Origin of the sequence: Paenibacillus allorhizoplanae (assembly GCF_927798215.1) — a bacterium.
Lineage (GTDB): Bacteria > Bacillota > Bacilli > Paenibacillales > NBRC-103111 > Paenibacillus_E > Paenibacillus_E allorhizoplanae.
In genome coordinates this window covers 106,641-125,885 of the sequence record NZ_CAKMMW010000010.1, presented here as the reverse complement: position 1 = coordinate 125,885, position 19,245 = coordinate 106,641, and the positions used below count along the sequence as shown (strand labels likewise).

15 protein-coding genes are annotated in these 19,245 nt (G+C 44.0%); 2 read left to right on the top strand and 13 right to left on the bottom strand.

Features of this window, described 5'->3' with window-relative positions; genetic code table 11:
- Window positions 1-217 precede the first annotated feature (217 nt).
- The 5 genes from L6I86_RS17970 to L6I86_RS17950 all read right to left on the bottom strand — a co-directional run bounded on the left by L6I86_RS17970 (window position 218) and on the right by L6I86_RS17950 (window position 4,148).
- Complete coding sequence (locus tag L6I86_RS17970; protein WP_236289253.1) at window positions 218-565, bottom strand: hypothetical protein; 348 nt, start codon at window positions 563-565, stop codon at window positions 218-220.
- A gap of 154 nt (window positions 566-719) precedes the next feature.
- The gene (locus L6I86_RS17965; RefSeq protein WP_276574875.1) at window positions 720-1,385 is read right to left on the bottom strand and encodes a response regulator transcription factor; all 666 of its coding nucleotides are present in this window, start codon (window positions 1,383-1,385) and stop codon (window positions 720-722) included.
- Entirely contained in the window at window positions 1,382-2,602 is a 1,221-nt protein-coding gene (locus L6I86_RS17960; RefSeq protein WP_236289251.1) for a sensor histidine kinase, read from the bottom strand. Before L6I86_RS17960 ends, L6I86_RS17965 begins: the two co-directional genes overlap by 4 nt.
- Window positions 2,603-2,746: 144 nt before the next feature.
- Complete coding sequence (locus tag L6I86_RS17955) at window positions 2,747-2,914, bottom strand: hypothetical protein (protein ID WP_236289249.1); 168 nt, start codon at window positions 2,912-2,914, stop codon at window positions 2,747-2,749.
- 37 nt (window positions 2,915-2,951) lie between these two features.
- Window positions 2,952-4,148, bottom strand: a complete 1,197-nt coding sequence (locus tag L6I86_RS17950) for an epoxide hydrolase family protein (protein WP_236289247.1) — start codon at window positions 4,146-4,148, stop codon at window positions 2,952-2,954.
- Between the two features lie 409 nt (window positions 4,149-4,557).
- Between L6I86_RS17950 and L6I86_RS17945 the strand changes: the two genes are divergently transcribed.
- Entirely contained in the window at window positions 4,558-5,145 is a 588-nt protein-coding gene (locus tag L6I86_RS17945) for a CGNR zinc finger domain-containing protein (RefSeq protein ID WP_236289245.1), read from the top strand.
- Window positions 5,146-5,162: 17 nt separating this feature from the next.
- Here the strand turns inward: L6I86_RS17945 and L6I86_RS17940 are convergent, their stop codons facing one another.
- Window positions 5,163-5,438 carry a hypothetical protein gene (locus tag L6I86_RS17940; protein WP_236289242.1) on the bottom strand — a complete coding sequence of 92 codons (276 nt, stop codon included), beginning with the start codon at window positions 5,436-5,438 and terminating at the stop codon, window positions 5,163-5,165.
- A gap of 135 nt (window positions 5,439-5,573) precedes the next feature.
- Between L6I86_RS17940 and L6I86_RS17935 the strand changes: the two genes are divergently transcribed.
- Entirely contained in the window at window positions 5,574-6,281 is a 708-nt protein-coding gene (locus tag L6I86_RS17935) for a polysaccharide deacetylase family protein (protein ID WP_236289241.1), read from the top strand.
- Between the two features lie 77 nt (window positions 6,282-6,358).
- Here L6I86_RS17935 and L6I86_RS17930 read toward each other — a convergent pair whose 3' ends face one another.
- From L6I86_RS17930 to L6I86_RS17900, 7 genes are all read right to left on the bottom strand, one after another.
- Window positions 6,359-11,506 carry a polysaccharide lyase family 8 super-sandwich domain-containing protein gene (locus L6I86_RS17930; protein ID WP_236289239.1) on the bottom strand — a complete coding sequence of 1,716 codons (5,148 nt, stop codon included), beginning with the start codon at window positions 11,504-11,506 and terminating at the stop codon, window positions 6,359-6,361.
- Between the two features lie 165 nt (window positions 11,507-11,671).
- Window positions 11,672-13,246, bottom strand: a complete 1,575-nt coding sequence (locus L6I86_RS17925) for an extracellular solute-binding protein (RefSeq protein WP_236289237.1) — start codon at window positions 13,244-13,246, stop codon at window positions 11,672-11,674.
- A 59-nt stretch (window positions 13,247-13,305) separates the two neighbouring features.
- Complete coding sequence (locus L6I86_RS17920) at window positions 13,306-14,184, bottom strand: carbohydrate ABC transporter permease (RefSeq protein ID WP_236289235.1); 879 nt, start codon at window positions 14,182-14,184, stop codon at window positions 13,306-13,308.
- Window positions 14,185-14,194: 10 nt separating this feature from the next.
- Complete coding sequence (locus L6I86_RS17915; RefSeq protein WP_236289233.1) at window positions 14,195-15,163, bottom strand: ABC transporter permease; 969 nt, start codon at window positions 15,161-15,163, stop codon at window positions 14,195-14,197.
- Window positions 15,164-15,324: 161 nt separating this feature from the next.
- Complete coding sequence (locus L6I86_RS17910) at window positions 15,325-16,413, bottom strand: response regulator (RefSeq protein WP_236289230.1); 1,089 nt, start codon at window positions 16,411-16,413, stop codon at window positions 15,325-15,327.
- Window positions 16,410-18,221: a sensor histidine kinase gene (locus L6I86_RS17905; protein WP_236289228.1), complete on the bottom strand. Its 1,812-nt coding sequence runs from the start codon at window positions 18,219-18,221 to the stop codon at window positions 16,410-16,412. Before L6I86_RS17905 ends, L6I86_RS17910 begins: the two co-directional genes overlap by 4 nt.
- 204 nt (window positions 18,222-18,425) lie before the next feature.
- Entirely contained in the window at window positions 18,426-19,235 is an 810-nt protein-coding gene (locus L6I86_RS17900; RefSeq protein WP_236289226.1) for a class I SAM-dependent methyltransferase, read from the bottom strand.
- Between the last annotated feature and the right edge of the window lie 10 nt (window positions 19,236-19,245).

The following is a 19,245-nucleotide window of genomic DNA, read 5'->3' as shown; positions in this document are numbered from 1 at the left end:
TTTTTTTCGCATAGCGGAAAACCCCTTTTTCATGAATTTGTGAGTCGCGCTTTAAACATGTAACCATTTATATTTATTTTATTGGTTACGAATATATCACGAAAAATGAATGATTACAAGTAACCTTCTATTTTAAATTATGATAGTTACAATGACGATTAGTAAACATGCAACCCAACTATACTTTGGGCTGCATGTTTTACCTGATTGATACCACTTAGCTAATCATTTTCCCGCAATCAAAGAATTCGCGGCAAATGATCAAATGATCGGTCAAGCCCATTGCGTCATTGGTGCTGCTGATCTCATCTAGCTTTTTGATCATGGCTGTTGCCTCATCAAACATAATCGCACGCCCCACATAAGTAATCGAATACTCCATGACATAATATCCGCTGCCGGATTCTGTTGACTTATTTAAAATCAAGGTAACATCAGGTGCTGAATCGTCGTTGGCTTCGTAAGCATAAATATGGATTTTCCATGTTTTCAAGCAATCAGGACAATCGTAACAATAACAATCATCATGCTTGAATTTGTCCAGTTCAAACCAGCCTTTTTTCATCCATTCACTTCCTTTGCCTTTATGCTCGAAAGTATAACATGAATAGATTGTAAACAAAGCTGTGAAAAGTCATGAACTGCCTACGAAAAAAGGCAAAACTTTGGATAGCAAAGCATGATAATTTTCATGCTTCTATGCCAAAAGTCATGCCCATTCAACCCAGTAGATGACGTACTGCAAATAGAGCTACTTGTGTCCTGTCACGAAGCCCCAGCTTTGCTATTAAACTAGAAACGTGATTCTTCACGGTACCTTCTGTCAGATATAGCATGCCTGCAATTTCTTTATTATTAAGCCCGCGTCCCAATAAAGCGAGCACATCCTTCTCCCGGTCAGTCAATTGACTTAGCTGCTCTGGCTCTGCGTTACTTAATATGTGTGCTTGATTAGGAAGCCTATCCGACATGGTAATTAACTCTTTGAGCAGCATCGATGTGATATCGTGTTGAAGCACCGTTCCTCCATTGAACACCGTTTGAATGGCACTTATGATCGCTTCCGAGGGCATATCCTTCAGTAAATAGCCATGAACGCCTTTTTCCAACACCTTCATAATGAGTTCCGCGTCATCAAAAGTAGTTAGAATCAACACCTTCGTCTCTGGATAGTGTTTCAGAATTAATTCCGTGCTTTCAACACCATCCATGCCCGGCATTTGAATATCCATCAACACAACATCCGGTTGCAATTGGACGACTTTGGCAAAGGCATCTCTACCGTCCTCGGCGGTTCCAACCACCTCCATCCCTGGCTCCAAACTAATGATTGTGGCAAGACCGTCTCGCATCAGCCGCTGATCGTCAACAATCAGGATTCTCAAGGATGTCCCTCCATTTCTGTTTGCGAATAGGGAAGCTTCACTTCAACAGAAAAGCCTGTATTCGGATCCATACCAAAATGTACGTCTCCTTTCCACTCCTTCACCCTTTCCTTCATATTCATCAAACCAAAACCCAGATTAAGTATGGTAGGCAATTCGCCATCATTATGTATGCTTAGTGAAAATTCAGTTTCGGCAAAAGCCAACGAAATGACAGCATGGGCCGCATGGCCATGCTTTTGCGCATTCGTAAGCGACTCTTGTACAATTCGATAAGCCGTTAGCTGAAGATCTCCCGGGAGGGCAACAGGGGTCCCTTGGACTTCAAGAACAGTGTGAACCTTTGCCAATTTGGTGAACTCTTCTGCTATACGGGTAAGGCTTTCTTCTAATGAAGTTGATGTGATCGATTCGTCGCGTATAGCCCTTACAGAAAGACGTACCTCTTGCAAAGCAGACCTCACTAACTCTTCACATACCAAGTAGGTTTGTTCGCTGCGCAAAGGATCCACTCTGCTTAGCTTGCGAGCCACTTGCATTTGGACCAATAATGCCGTCAGTTTATGACAAACCGTATCATGGATATCTCGTGCAATTCGTACTCTTTCCCTCGCGGCTGCCCACTCTTCCGTCTGGCGTGCATAGGCCTGCAGCTGTTCGTGAGATTGCATCAATTGTGTATACAATTGCATGGTTTCCTTGCTTGCCCTTTGATAAAAATGAATCAAAAAGCTTACTATGCATGCGAACACAATGAACGAAGAGGAAATAAAATAGCTTGTTTTATCAAATCGTCCATACATATACCAATCAATACTGCCCATCGTAATCAAATAGATCACTAATAGACCTATGCCAGTTAGAATCAGCGTGCGGGTATTCTTGACAAACATGCAAATCGCTAAAGCCGTAATGCCATTAAATAAATGATTGGGGATTTGGCCGCCGATATACACATAGCCGTAAGAAGCGGTTAATAAGAAATCAATGATTAAGAGGAACAAGAGCCACTGCTTTTTCATTCTGGCGTAATACAGATTCCCGAAAAGAAAAACGAACACCGAAAGTACAACAAAACTTAATCGCCAAAAGATCGCAATCGAGTTTTCAAAATAAAACATCCCCGTCAGTACTACATCATAAACGAGCTTCAGCCCGAACAGCCACCTCAACGAGGCAGGATTTTTCCAGACCATATCCGTAACTTTCGGGATCATCGATAACTCCCTTCTCATGTAACGCCATGTAAGGGAATTTTCACCCTATTGATATAGTCTTAACCAGATCGCGATGTCCTATGAATGCCAAGCACAAAAAGACCCACAGCAAGGGCTGCGGGTCTCCGATTATATGGATGTTTCCTAGTGTATCACCTGTCGATTGTTATGTTGTTGACTCCACCATGCATCACTAAATCCTCGTGTATAGGCGATATAAAACATCGCTTCCATTTCTGGTGTAATGCCAGGGTACTTTTTGAGTAATTGAACTAAACGTGATTCCATAAGCTCTTTTTCTGCTGGATCCATGATCTTCACCTTTCTTGCTATCCAACCATTAATTCGTTTAGCGCAGCGTCTTGAATGCCGCGCGAAGTTCTGAAGTCACGAACTCTGGCTGCTCCCAAGCTGCGAAATGTCCACCTTTAGGAAGTTTATTGTAGTGGATCAGATTGGGATAAGCTTTCTCTGCCCAACTCTTTGGTGCTTCATATAGCTCATCTGGATAAACACTTACGGCAACTGGAAGATTGACACCTTTGATTCCGAAGAAGGAAATGCCAGCTTTCCCATTCTCCCAATAGATACGGGATGCGGAAATGCCTGAATTCGTAAACCAGAAGAGCGAGATGTTATCGAGAACGTCGTCGCGCGTTAGGCCTTCTTTAACTCCTGCGAAAGATCTCGCGATCAGGGCAAGACTCTTCCAATCGTGGTCAAGCATAAAAGTTGCCAAACCGATAGGTGAATCCACCAATCCAGTCAGTGTCTGCGGGCGAGTTCCCATCATGGAGGCGTAGGCGAATTTATTTTCGAGAACTTGCGCACATGCTTTCTTCTCTTCGTCAGAGAGACCGGATGGCAGCGGGTTGCCAGACCAAATCGCCGCGTCAACGTCTGACGGAATGACACCAGCCATGTTCGTGTGTAGGCCGATCAACCCTTTTGGCTCCTGAACACCCATGAAATCAACGACAATCGCGCCCCAGTCACCGCCATGCGCCACATATTTCGTGTAGCCAAGGCGAGTCATCAGCTCTCCGTAAGCACTCGCGATGCGTTTAGGATCCCAGCCAGTTGTGCTCGGCTTGCCCGAGAACCCGTAACCAGGCATCGAGGGAATAACCACATGGAAAGCATCCGCTGCACTTCCGCCAAACGCCGTAGGATTGGTCAGTGGTTCAATAAGCTTCATTTGCTCGAAAATCGAACCCGGCCAGCCATGCGCAATGACGATCGGCATCGCATTTTCATGCTTCGAACGAACGTGGATGAAGTGAATGTCCAGACTATCAATCTCGGTAATAAAATGAGGCATGGCGTTAATCTTAGCCTCAACCTTACGCCAGTCGTAATCATTCGCCCAATAACGAGCAAGTTCCTGAATCGTCGCTAGCTGTACGCCTTGCGATTGATCCTCGACTGTTTCCTTCTCAGGCCATCTAGTCGCGTTAATACGTCTACGCAATTCAATAATTTCTTTCTCCGGGATATGGACTTGAAATGGACGAATCGCGTTGTTGTCAGTACTTGGTTGTGTCATTTTTTAATCTCCTTTTGATTGGTTTGGTTTTTTGGTTTTTGCGTGGATATCGCTAGGAAAGACCGTGATCATAACGGACATGAATAGCACATTTGGGAACTTATCATAGAAAAAAAGTAATGATTCCACCCGGATCTTACGATCCCTCCGCAATTAACGTAACCCTCTATTTAATTTTTATTGGTTACAAAACGTAATATAGCACGAACTACAACAGAACACAAGTAACCATCTAAAGATATTTAGAAGGTTACAAATGGTCATTTACATAATTTAGATGCAAAATGAACATACCTATTGCAAAACTCCCCTTCCTATCCGTCGCATTAGCCGTTAAGACACTAGCTTAGGAATGATTTGGATGTTACAATAAAACCATTCCACATGAAACTAAGGGAGTTGCGGCGTGATGTTATGGGACGATTTTATGAAAAGCGACTATCACGATTGGAGAGGCACTGGTCATTCCGAAGACCGACTAGACAAGCCGGGATGGTTGGAACAATGGCTGGCTATCCACAACCTTCCCTATCCAGGCGCTCCGTCGACGAAAGAATTGGACGAACTGAGATGGTTGAGGGGGCACATGCGTCGTATCGTTCAGAAGCTGACGGTGCGCGAGTCAGCGGACCCCGCGGATCTGGAAGGGCTGAATCGGGCACTGTCCGGCGGACCGATGTATCTGCGTATCGCGGAATCGGATTCAGATTTCCGCCTAGAATCCATCCCTTTAGAAGCTGGCTGGTCCCGTATCGGAGCGGAGGTAGCGACTTCCTTTGGCCGCATTCTTACCGATTGCGAGCCGTCTCGCTTGCGCATTTGCGAAAATTCAGATTGCCTGGCCGTCTACTACGACGAAACCCGAAACCGTTCCAAACGGTTCTGTGACGATAAATTGTGCGGCAACTTGTTGAAAGTCCGGCGGTTCCGTGCACGCCAAAAAGCCGCCAAAGCCGGCAGCTCCTCGATACCCGAAGTATCCGATATTATTCAGTAAGGGTGACTTCATGCACCTTATAAGATCGTTCTAACCAACTGTGGCGGTGGTAGAACGATCTTTTTTTGTTTCAACTGGGGAAGTATACTCTTAACTTGGAATGTTCGTTCAAAGCTTTTCAACTGGAATCCGCTTTTCTCAGCGTCCGGTTTGGCGATGTTGCCAAGAAGAGCTACCTCTTTGCCATCGGTCGATTGGTTGCCTTTATCGAGGTTCAAGCGATAGTAAGGCGTATTCTCGATAGCGCTGTCCTTGATGACAGAAGGCTCTCTATCGACAACGCCAGCTTTCACATATACCGCAGAAGCGGAATATAGAATTTAGGACGAACAGGCTCGTATGATGATTCATTGGGAAAACCAGGATTGACAGCGATTTCTTTCGATGATACGGTCGGAGAAATGCGCAAGAAGTTAAGGAGGATGTACATGTTTAATGGAAAAATGAAGGCTGTTACATTCAGCTATGATGACGGTGTGACCCAAGATTTACGTTTGATTCAAATCTTTAATAAGTACGGACTTAAAGCAACTTTTAATCTGAACTCAGAACTCCTTGGATTGGAAAACACCCTTATCAGGGAAGGACAAACCGTTAATCATACCAAAATTCATAGAGATCAAGTAAGAGAGGTTTACCTTGGACATGAAGTGGCTGCACACACCTTAACTCACCCACTTCTTACTCAATTAGACGAAACCGAGATCGTTAAGCAGGTGGAAGAAGATCGTAGAAATTTGGAGGTGATCGTGGGCTATGATGTAGTTGGCATGGCCTATCCAGGTGGGGGCGTGAACAACAATGATTACGTTGCGAATGTAATAAGAAACCATACAGACATCCAATACGCAAGAACAACAACGTCTACCTCTCATTTTGACCTGCAGGACAATCTATTTAGATTTAATCCAACCGTTTATCACCATCAAGAATGGGAGCAAATGGAGAAGCTTACGGAAGATTTTATTGCGTTAAAGCCTGATAAGCCGCAAATTTTTTATATATGGGGACACAGTTATGAATTCGATATCCATGATTCGTGGGATAGATTCGAACAGTTTTGTCAACGAATAAGCGGACATGAGGATATATTTTATGGGACAAACCGCGAAGTTATCTTGCAAAATTGCAAATAAAATAATCGCCCCTGCTACGCACAAAAACACAAGAAACCCATCTCAAGATTGGATGGGCTTCTTGTGTTTTTCGGATTTTACACTTGGAACACGATGGTTGGATTTGCTGTGATATTATTTACACTTTCTTTCGTCGCTCCACTATAGGTCATGCTGAAGGTATAGGTGCCTGATAATAATTCCTTGTTGATCTCGCCGCCGCTCGTATTTCCGAACGTTCGCCAGCTTCCTGCATAATAGGTCACATGACCAGTGTCTATTAGATTGCCTTGACTATCCTTCAACTGCACCTTGACGTTCACCGTTTGGAAGACAACCACGGCATCGGTTTCCGTATTCTGCACCTTCTCTTTGTACGTTCCTTCATACGTCATACCGAAGGTATAAGATCCAGGCAGCAACTCCTTGCTGATTTCACCGCTGCTTGTATCGCCGATCGTCCGCCAGCTTCCTGCATAATAGGTCACATTGCCGCTGTCGATCGGATTACCTAAACTATTCTTCAGCTGCACCTTGACGTTTACCGTTTGGAAGACAACTACGGCGTCGGTCCCGGTATTTTGCACCTGCTCTTTGTACGTTCCTTCATAACTCATCGCAAACGTATAGCTTTTATTCGGTAAAGATTTACTTACCATGCCGGAGGCATTCGTTACGCCAAAGTCCTTCCATCCACTGTCATAATATGTAACTGTACCGCCACTCAATGGATTTCCGTTACTGTCTTTGAGCTGAACCTTCACAGCTGTCGCAGCAAGTGTAAAGCCGAGAGTCTGAGGAGTTTCAACATTCCCCGCTTGATCCGTTGACTTATACAGCACGTTGATCTGACCTTGCTTATCAAACGTAACAGCTGACGTGTAAAGCTGCCATGTTGTCCCGTTATCCAGACTGTACTCGATTTTCGCCACACCCGATAAGTTATCTGTGCTTGTCAATGTTAGCGTGACCGGATTTACGAATGTGCCATTGGCTCCATCCGGCTCTAGTGGGGATACACTTGCGGCCGTAACTGGCGCTGTTTTATCAATTTCATTAACTGGTGGCGTTGTTATAGGAGGAGCCCAAACTTCAAGTTCCACATGATTACTGTACGCATTCGTTGAGTTGCCATTCAACCATAACCGCACATACCTTGCATTCGTTGTAGCAAAAGGGATATCCTTCCCGCCGCTTGTCTCCACGTACTCTGCATCTGTTCCGATACCCTGCCCCGCACTATTATCGGTGTCATTGTTGAAAACCGTAGTCTTCGTCGCAAATGTAGGGTCATTCGATACTTGGACAATGACATCGCGGTATTTCCATCCGCTTGCGAAGTAGTGCCACAATTTAATGTCATTAATATCATAGCTCTGTTCGAGATCTACCTGTATCCAGTTGACCGTGCTGGAATACATATCTACAAAGTTAGCATTGGTTTTGTCTCCGTCTGTTAGACGTGTTCGATTTTGAGCATTTGAACTGGATGTTATGGCTGTCTTATTCAATGCCACATTCGTAGGTAAAGCAGGTGGTATGACAGGTGCTCCGGGTTTACTCGTAATTGTAACTTTACCAAGTTGTGTAACATAGGCATTTGTCGAGTCATGCATGAATACGATTTTCAGATACTTCGTACCTTCCGGCAGTGATTCGTTGTAGCTAAATTTATTCCAGGTTCCAACTGCTTTAAGCACACCAGTTCTGATAGGTGTTACTGGCGTATAGGTGATGTTGTCAGGTGAAGAAAAAAATTGATAATCTGTAAACGGCCCATTATTCAAATACCATGTGTCCGCAGCAAATTTATCTATATCCATATCCATAAACGATTTATAAATGACATATTCATTCAAGTTTTTAGTTCTGGCCAAACGGGAAGTATCACCTTCCATCTTCGATGCGTTGCTTGTGTCAAATCTAAAATTAGGCGTATGGTCGAACATATTCGTAAAATCATACACATCATCTGTCACCGTTACAGTGCCAGCTCCAGCTGGAGGTGCTGCCAACGGATCATACTGAATGGACAATTTATGGGAAATCCCGTCCTTAGCTGCTGTGTTCACTTCGAACTTGATCGTTGGACTTAGCTGCAAAATTGTAATTGTCGGATCCTTTGCTACAACTGAAACTCCCGTTTTTGCAATTTCATAAGTAAGCTTGTTCTGCTTGTGTGTCGGATCGGAAATCGCAAAGTCCAACACGCCAGTCTGTTCCTTCAGCATCATGGAAGATGGATTAAACGATATTACATCTCCAATGAGACCTGCATTCCAGAAGTTTGCCCCTGTGATGCCCAGGACCTTATCTTTCACCGCTTGCACATTTGTCGTATTCATAAGGACTTCAATATCCGGGTTACTGCTGTATGCTGTCGTTTCTTGTGATGTTTTGTTCGGCAGCAGGACATAGGAATAATCCTTATTCACTGGGTTGCTGCCATGGTCGTACCAAAGTGTCAGATACTTTTTGGTTATTGTACCCAGTCCGGTGTTGCCGAGTGCCTGCCAAGTGCCTCTTCTGGCTTCTCTTAACCCTTTGATTGCAGTAGGTTGAGGGAAATAGTAGCCCCCTGTTCCTTCTAGATATACAGTTGAAACATTGTTCATGTCCTCAGCCCAGCCAAGTCCAGATGGCTTCGTGACGTCATTGACTACAAGCTGTTCATCCCCATTACTTTTAGGAAGATTATGATGTACAGGATTTAATACAGTCCCAAGTGTGTTTGGCGCATAGAATTGAATCTCTGAAAGACGGTTGTTGAGATCGAGATTATTTCCGTGAAAAACAATTTTCACATATCTGGCCGTCGTATCTGGGAAGTCATAGGCTACGATTTCAGAGGTTAACACACTATTCTGACCGCTGAATACGGTAGTCCAAGTCGTGTTGTTGGTCGACGTTTGTATATCGAATGCATAATGTTTGTTGAGACCCTCGAAGAAGCTTATTCCCGCATAACCAACCTGAACGTTGCTGCCAAGATCATATTTGAGAGACTGTCCGTCACCGACAGAAGAGTAATAAGTCGTAATATCAGCGTCCATTGTTTCCGTATTATTTGTTGTGGATAAAGCAGTCATTGGAGCAACAGTGAGTGGAATAATTCCATTTCCCTGGGCATTTGGAGCATAAATTTGTGCCTCTAAAATATGGTTAAATTGGTTCGATGTGTTGCCATGCCCGATAATTTTCACATATCTTGCCTGCACATCGGCAAAATCGTACACTCTAACATCTGAAACGCTTCCACCAATACTGGAACTTCCGCTATATACATTGGTCCATACCGAATTATCGGTTGAAACTTGAATATCGAAGGTGGTTGCTCTAGATGTCTGATTCTGGAAGTTGATACCTAGATAGCCAATGGGCTGCAATTTGCCAAGATCATACTGGATCCACTGATTGTCGCCCAGGGATGACCATTTGGAATCCAGATTATTGTCTAATGTATGCTGTGGCACATTGCCGTCATTGCTGTTACCTGATACTGCGTATACTTTCAGACGCAGAGGTTCACCGGCAATTGACGTTGAAGCCGGAGAGGCCAGATCGATACCTTTGGACGTGGTTTCTTTATTCAGCATTCGATTCTCAATCGTTGTTTCAATTTTCCGATTGTCCGTGCTGTTAATTCCGCTGCCTAGGGCGACGATTTCATCGTCAAACATGAACCAGGATTTTCTGGCTTTGAGGGTGCTGCTCGCTGCATCCAAGTCCATGCCTACTGTAGCGTATTGATTATGAAGCTCGCTGCCTCCCGTCCATGGATTCGGACTTGCATAATTCATATTGGAATTATCGGCTCTAGTCATTGTATCCACTGTGGTACCGGGTAAACGGTACAAGTTGACGGTTGGCCAAAAATCGGTATATTGATTAAGATCCTGATTATATAAATAAGTCATTCCCTCACCGGTATACCAACCCTTTTTGTTGTCATTCGAAATCGACTCATAATTGGCAATTCGGCTGGAGGACATACTAACCCCAAAACCAAAGCCAGGTTTCAGGTGGACCGCTCTGTCCATACCTGCAAACACTTTCGTTAGAACCTTCTCATCTCTAGGAATGATATTCGGATCATTGATCACGGACTTAGCCAGCAGCATCGTATTTAAATCTATATCTTTGTAGAAATTAATCAAGCTGTTCTGCTGCATCCAATACTTCACCATGGCTTTCATTCTAAGAGCATCTGCCGGTGGTGCAGACTGCGCCAAGCGCAATATAGCTCCCATAACTTTATGACCTGGCACCTGGTCTTGATAATAATTCCTTGCCATTTCACGCCCTCTGATCATATCCATTAATGCACCTTTGTAAATAAACGGCTCATAAGAGTCATATACCCATTGATAAACATTATTGATACCGCTGTAGGTAGGATACCATTGCGTTCCACCCAGTAAATTTAGGATTTTTGCCACATCCTGGATCAGGGCTGCTCCATAACCTCCATTATAAGCAAACTTGCCATGCATCACGAAAGAACCATCCTGATAGAACCCGTCACCCGTTGTCACATAGTCCATCACTTTAGACAAGGCGTCTCTTGCATTAGACAGCATTGTATCCGATTTCATAATAATGCCTTGCACAGCCAGATAGGATGCTTTCCAAACACGGTTAGTTCCTGTAAGTTCGGTTAAGTCTATACTCATTTTGGTATTATCGGGAGAAAAATGTTGAATCATATTCATATATTTCGTAATTCTTTCTGGCGTAGCTAACAGATCATCGTACATTAATAAAACAGCATCTGAGAGCTGAATGGGTGTACCGATCTCTAAGTCATACCATAGATCCCATGAAGATACCGGATATACCGTTTCGTTGTACCGATTCACATACATCCATTCCAAGGCGTCGAGGATGTCAGTTTTAAGCGTTTGATTCCCATAGAAGCTGGATCCAACGCTTTTGTAGGCGATCGCCATCTCTTTAATTCGAGTATAGTTCTGAGTAAGATGCAACGGCTTACCGATATTGGCTGGATCGTATATATCTGCCCATAAATAAAGCCTGCCTGATGCTTTATTCAAGCTACCCCAGCTGGATTGGGCTAACAAATTAACTTTATACGCAACATCGGGATCAGAAATGTTATACCCCGTACCTCCGGTCAAGGTAGCTTCATACTTTAATCTTAAATCATCATACACATCGTTTGCACTTACACTACGCAATCCTACTTGACCAAAAACTGAAAATAAGAGTGCTAAAATTAAGATCACACCTAATTTCTTCCTAAACCTTTCCAACATAACAAAACCACCATCTCTCTCATTGATTATTCAGCCATAGGCTAGAGATACAGAAAAGACGGATGAGCTAGGGCACGCCATACTGCCCTTTCTTCCGTCCTCTCCTTAGCTTATATGATCACAACTTTTCAGAAATTATTTCTTCTTATTGCTGTTATACCAGTCCGTTTCATATTTGATCCTTTCAGTACCGGCTTGTGCTCTCCATTGCTTCACATACGTATCAAAGTAATCGAGCGGTTGTTTGCCAAGCATGATCTGAGCGGCTGCTTCTTGGAAAAGCGTACCACTGAATTCCAACTCAGGCTTTGCGGGTAATTTTGTAGGAGGGAGACCCGCCACAATACTCTTCATTCCTTCTGAAGCGGCGACTTTATAAGCCGAATCCACTTTGTCGGCTGCTTCCTTGCTGCCCAATTGAATTTCCAGGAAGTCTCTGTTGTAGGCGACCAGATTGAAGGTACTTGGACGCCAAAGTGCCGTTTTGTCATCTGTATCCTTTTTGAGATCATAGGTAATTTTGCCGCCATCCTTCTTGTACGTTACGTTTGGTATCCCAAAATTAACATACTCTTGACCTTCCTGACTAACAAGCCAATCAAACATTTTGATGATCGCAGCTGGATCTTTCGCGGCTTTGGTGACCATGAACGACTTATTCGATGCACGAACCGAAGTGCCTGAACTTTCTACGCCAGGCGCTTTTGGCGTTTTAATGGCAATCACATTCGCTCCAATACCCGGAAGAGACTTGTTCAATTTGTCCTGCCAATCCCAAGCAAGCGAAGGTGTGTGCACCCAAGCACCAACCAAGTTATTCTGGATCTTCTGCTCCCAGACATTCCGTTTGTTTGTCAGAAACTCGCTGTCAATCAGCTTTTCTTCAACTAATGTCCGGAAAAATCCAAGCGCTTGCTTCATATTAGGACTAATAACCGATGGAACTACCTCGCCATTAACTAATACACGGTTAAAAGCATCCACACCGTACATGGTCATCACATTGTCAACCCAACTGAACTTTTCACGACCCGAGATCGCCATCTCATCTTTTTTGCCGTTGCCATTCGGATCCTTATCACGGAATGCCCGCAGCATCGTCAACAATTCATCAGGCGTTTGGGGCGGGTTGGCAATACCAACCTTATCCATCCAGTCTTTACGCACATATAGAACATTATTTCCTAGCTGTCCTTCTGGAATCGCCATGATTTTACCATTCGTTGTGACTTCGTCCCAAGCGGCTTGCGATATCATTTTTTTCAAATTAGGCCCGTATTTATCAATATAATCGTTTAATGGGATAATCTGTTCATTTTGCAATAGTTCATAATTAATACCCCAACCTCCGACGACATCGGGAATATCACCGCTGGCAAATTTAATTCTAACCTGCTCCCCATACTGCCCATGCGGTAGGAATACCCAATCCAGATCCGTATTCGATTTTTGAGCCAGGTATTTCATCGTTGGGTCATCCATCGTCTTCCCACCTGGAATCGGTTGGTTAACATCACTTGCGAACACGCGGATTTTGACCGGTGCTGCTGCTGGTGTGGCAGGCGCTTGCGAAACGCTTGTTTGCGTACTTGTTTGACTCGGTGTTGTGCTAGAACTGCTTCCCTCATTACCCGAAGAACATGCTGTGAGAAGCACGATTGTTGACATTGTTAAGCAAACCGTACTCCCCCATTTCTTTTTGAAACTCATATTCTTACCCTCCCTAGGTTTTCTTCATGATCTATAAAGGCATATGCCTGAATATTCAGTTATTCTTTGACAGAACCAAGCAACGCTCCTTTAACAAAATGCTTCTGTAAAAAAGGATAAATCAGTACAACGGGCACGGTGGCTAATACAATCGTGGCCATTTGAATGGCGACCGGAGAGAGCTTGATGCCGCCTTCTGCAGCAGCACCTGCCGTCGAGTCCGAATCTCCATTGGCAATCAGCGAGTATAGGTACATTTGCAGCGTTTGTTTGTTGCGGTCATTAATGAACAAGAGCGGTCCAAAATAATTATTCCAATGGCCCACTGCATAAAACAAAAGGAGTGTCATGACAATCGGCATGGACAAGGGGACGACGATACGCCATACCATGCCGTATTCGCTCATGCCATCCACACGAGCTGCATCGAATAAATCATCGGGTACCGTACGAAAAAACGTCATACATAGAATCATATTAAAGGCACTAATGGCACCCGGCAGGATGAGAGCCCATATGGAATTTAACAGAAATAAATTTTTCACAAGCAAATACGATGGTATGATTGGCGCGCTAAAAATCATCGTAAAAATGATTAACAGCATAAAAAACTTTCTTCCTTTTAAATCCATCTTGGACAACGGATAAGCGGTAATCATTGTTAGTACCATATTGACCGTGGTACCTATCACTACGATTTGGACTGTCATCCAACCTGCCTTCCAGAAAGTGCTATTATTCGCGACTAATTTGAAATTATCAAGGGTCGCTTCTACCGGCCATAAGATGACCCTATTATGAATAAGAGCATTCGAGGAACTGAACGAGCCTGCGATAACGTAAAGGATGGGAAGCATGGCTGCAACTGTAATCAGGATGAGAAAACTGACGTTAGAGACATCGAAAACCTTTTCACCGAATGATTTTCTAATTTTCATATACGACCACCTAGAATAACCCTTCCCCAGAAACTTTTTTACTGATTCGATTTGCCGTAATTAAAAGCGTGAAGCCGATGACAGATTTAAACAGCCCTATCGCGGTTGTGACGCTATACTGCCCCCCTAAGATACCTTGCCGATAGGCATAAGTATCCAACACTTCACCTACCTTAAGCGTAGTTGGGTTTAAGAATAAATACACTTGCTCGAAGCCAACATCCAGTACGTGGCCAATTTTGAGCAGCAGTAGAATAACAATAGCAGGTAGAAGTCCTGGGAATGTGACATGCACGAATTGCTTCCATCGTCCTGCCCCATCAATTCTCGCTGCCTCATAATAGGAAGGGCTTATCCCCGCCAAGGCTGCCAAGAAGATGATGGTACTCCACCCCATCTCCTTCCAGATGCCAGAACTGATTAGCAACGTGCGGAAGTATTCCGGCATCTGCAAGAAACTGATTGGCTCATATCCGATCCATACCAACACCATGTTAACGAAACCTGTCTGGCTAGAGAACATCATATAAACTAAGCCGTATACAATCGTCCAGGATAGAAAGTGAGGCAAGTAAAGCAACGTTTGCACCAAGCGTTTAAACGCGAAATGTCTCAGTTCATTCAACAAACAAGCGAGTATAATTGGAGCAGGAAACGCAAAGATAATTTGGTAAAAACTTAAGATGATCGTATTAGCGATTAATCGCTTGAATTGTGGATACGTAACTAACTGCTCGAACCATTGAAATCCGACCCAATCACTCTTAAGGAATCCTTTGTAAATATTGTAATCTTGGAACGCAATGACACTTCCTAGCAATGGAATGTATTTAAAGATAACAAAATACAAAATTCCCGGCAGCAGCATCAAGTACAACGGATGATTTCTCCTTAGATATCGGAAAAGCGACGACTTAACAACACCTGTGGAGCCTTCAGACGCTCCTGCAAGTAATGCCTCATGTTTTGTTGATAGCAACTTATTGTTCAATCCATTCCATTCCTTTCTCTATCTGTATGAATTTATTATAAGGGACTTGCAACTTACCTCATACCGGATAAGCGTTCGTTTATACCTGACGATATTCGGGAGATTGGGCAAAAAAAGACACACCTTTCGGTGTGTGGGGTACTTATGAATTATGATTCCATTCGCTTTTTGTAATCCAACGGATTCAAACCGAAATGTTTTTTGAATAATTTCGTGAAATAGTCGACGTCTTCGTAGCCGATACGATTTGCGATTTCGTACACTTTTAATTGGGAGTTTAGCAAGAAGTCACGCGCATGATTCATCCGTTCTACCACGATAAATTGCCAAACAGTCATGTCCGTTTCCTGCTTGAATAAGGTGCACATATACGTTTTATTGTGCGAAACGAAGTCAGCCAAATCCTGCAAATTGATTTTTTCACCGTAATGGCCCCGAATATATTGTTTCACCATGTCCACAACCTTACTCGACTGATTGTCACGGATGCCGCGCATGGCTGACATTAAGCTATTGGAGCCTTCCTCCAGCCTTCGAACTGCGCATAAGCGAAAATAACTGCGAATAGCATGAAAGTGCAGCAGGTTCTCCCCAAGCCCCAAATCTTTCCCCTCATCCAACTCCAGTCGAATCTTATCCTTCGCCATCTCTTCAATGACCGTTTGCAGCCATAGATTGGAAAGCACATGTAATAAATAGTAGTTGCCTGCCACCCATCCTTCTAGTAACTCAAGCGTTTCGACAATGAGCAGCGGCATCCTATCACTCCGCAGCGTTTGGATATGCTCGATCCATCGTTCCATCCACATTCGGTTCATCGGCAGCTTGCGCAATATCAATTGGGCAGCCTCGTGGTTTCGTTCCTGTATAATGCGATCCGTCGCCGAGCTCAAGGACTCATTAAAGGCTCGTGGATCAATCGGTTTTAAAATATAGTCCAGCGCAAAGAGCTTGATGCTGCGTTGCGCATATTGAAAATCGTCATAACTAGAAACGACCATACATTTCATCCACGGATAGAGCCGATTGATATGTTCAATCAATTCTAATCCATCCATAGCCGGCATCCGGATGTCCGTGATACACAAATCTGCATAATTTTCCTCTAGCCATTCCAATGCTTTAACACCGTTTGAAGCGGTTCCCGAAACCACCGTTGTATCGGTATGCCCCGATACAAATTTAGACAGACTGCTGCAGATTAACATGGAATCATCTACAATAAGCACGCGAATCATGTTATACCCCCCTCTAAGGATCGATAAGGAAAACGAATGATAATACGCGTCCCGCCTTCTGGCAATAATGGCTCGACAGAAACGCCTGTTTCCGGCTCCGTATAAAACATTTTCAACCGATAGTGAACATTCAATACCCCAATTCGGGAAAAGCGCATGTAGTCTTGCTCCTTTTCCCCCATGCTCAACGCCTGTTGAATCGTATTCAGCCTTTCCTCGGTAAATCCGATCCCGTTATCCTCAATGACGATTTGGACATATCGATCCTTCCAACGCGTTGTCGAAATTCTAATCAGCAAACGATCCCCTGTCACTTCATAAGCATGTTTCACACTGTTTTCAACGAATGGTTGGATAATGGCTTTAAGACATTGCGCGTCCTCTACGGAACTATCTTGTTCAAGACTTAACGATATATTGTCACCGTACAGAATACGAATGATAAAAAAGTAATTTTTTAAGTGGTCAAACTCATCCTTTACGGTAACAATGGTTTGCTGATAATTGGATGTGTACCGCAGCATGTTAGACAAAGCAATCGTCGTCTGTTGAATATCGGGTTGTTCGGCCAAATGAGCCATAGAATTGATTGATTCCAGTGCGTTATATAAAAAATGGGAATTAATTTGTGATTGTAGGGCAGACAATACCGCATGCTGCTGGACAAGACGGGTCTCAGCGAGCTGAATAATGGCGTTTTCTATTCGATCTAGAAGTAAATTATAGGCGGATGCAAGCTCGGCCACTTCATCGATCCCGCTCACCTGAGCACGGACATCGAATTGATCCAATTTCGTCATTTTGATCGTCCTACGCAGTTGTTTAAGTCTTCGAGTTATGGAATGAGAGGTTAAATAGGCAAGAATTGAAGCTATCAAAAGCCCCGCAATTGTAAGCGTTATCGTCAAATGACGAATATTAGATATACTTTTAGCCAAATCTCCGTAAGGTACGATAACGATAACTTTCCAATCGGTACCTGTGATCGTTTGATAAACGATCATTTGTTTCGATTTCGCGCTGTAATAGGAACCAGAGAGGTTGGAACTGATATTCGTAAAAATACCCGGATCCAGCTTTGTATTGATTTGTTCTGGGTCGGGATAGGACACAATCGTTCCAGATTGATCAACAATCATGCCAAGCCCGTGCTCGCCAAGCTGGATTTCATTTAGTATTTCTTGCGTAGCCAGAAGGGAAATATCGATGGCCAAGTAACCATTTTGTTCGGCAAAACGAAACTTTTGCGCATAAGTTAAAATAGGGATGCTCTTCGGCCTCCCCGCTTTGTCGGTGTACTTATCATCCATACCATAATAACGTGAAAACTTCCCTGTCAGATTCATACTACCCAGCCATGACTCATTTTTCATCGAATAATAAGGTGCCAGAATCGATTCCCACATGTATTCGTTGCGATATGTGCTCTCGTTCCCACTCTCGTTATACAACTTGATAGACAAGGTCTCTGGATGATAGGTGGAGAAGGGTGTAATCCATGTTTTTTCTATCTTTTGATAGCTATCATAGAGGCCATATGGATCGTTAGGTCCCGTCTTTAACCAGTCCTGAAACTCCCTACTTCCGCTAATTGTGCGAAAGAACTGTTCATTATCCCTGATATATCGACTCAAGTTCAGGTTCGCTTGCTTCAGAATCTGGTTACTGAAACGCACCACATCATTATCGATCGCCTCAGAGCTTTTAATGAAGCTGAATGTGCTGACCCCGGTTACCGTTATAAAGATAGTGGCAAAGATAATTAAAATGAGCTTCCATTCCAATGAACTCCGGATTGCTTGAATCATGCTCATTTCCTCCTCAAACAGATGTCTGCGCTTTCAGACTCCTTTTTCAAGATTTATGTTACCAAATATTACCTACGATCACCAGAGTTTAATAGATAGAAATCCAGTTAACTAAGTTTAGGTAATGTTAAATGCCAAAAAAGCCAACTGACAGGTAGTTGGCTTTTGGGTATTTTATATAGAGAAGGCTCTTTGAAACCCTCGTCATTCCTTAGTCGCCTGCAGCGAGAACGTGAGTGGAATCTCGTTTGCTGAGTCATTCCATCGCCACCGTCCGTCCTCGCCCTGCGACATGAACGGAAAACGTCGGTTGCCCCCGTGGGAGAACTCATGGAGATAGTCCAAACGCAGGCCAGCAGCAATCAAGGCGTTCAGGATATCGCTGAAACTATAACTCCAGGCATACTCGACGCTCCGCTGATTGGCCGCTGGATCAGAATATGGCAGGAGACCCTCGATCCGAATTGGTTGCTCCATGTGAAAGTAAGGGTAACGTGTGTGCAAATCCGTCACATCGGCAGTATCATCAAAGACATTGAGAAACGGATGCTCATCCTGTAGGTACAAGACGCCGCCTGGTTTGAGGAAATGCGCGATGATTTTCGCCCACTGACCAAGATCGGAGAGCCAACACAAGACACCGCCTGACGTAAAGATAATATCGAACGTATCATCCAGAACCTGGGGCAACTTGTAAATGTCCGTGCAGAGAAAACGCGCGTCTAGTCCTGTTTCCTGGCTCAAACGCTCGGCGAGCGCAATCGCATCATCGGAAAAATCTACCCCGGTAACGTGCGCACCGAGACGAGCCCAGGAGAGCGTATCCAAACCAAAGTGACATTGGAGGTGCAGCATCGACTTTCCCGCCACATCGCGCAGTTCCTCGTGTTCAATCGGGCCAAGGGTGGATTTCCCTGCCTTGAACCCCGCGATATCGTATCTGGCCGTGCTCCCGGCATTAACGGCGGTGCGGGCGTTCCAATGCGCCCGGTTAAGTTCCGTATAGTCAGTCATGGATGAATCT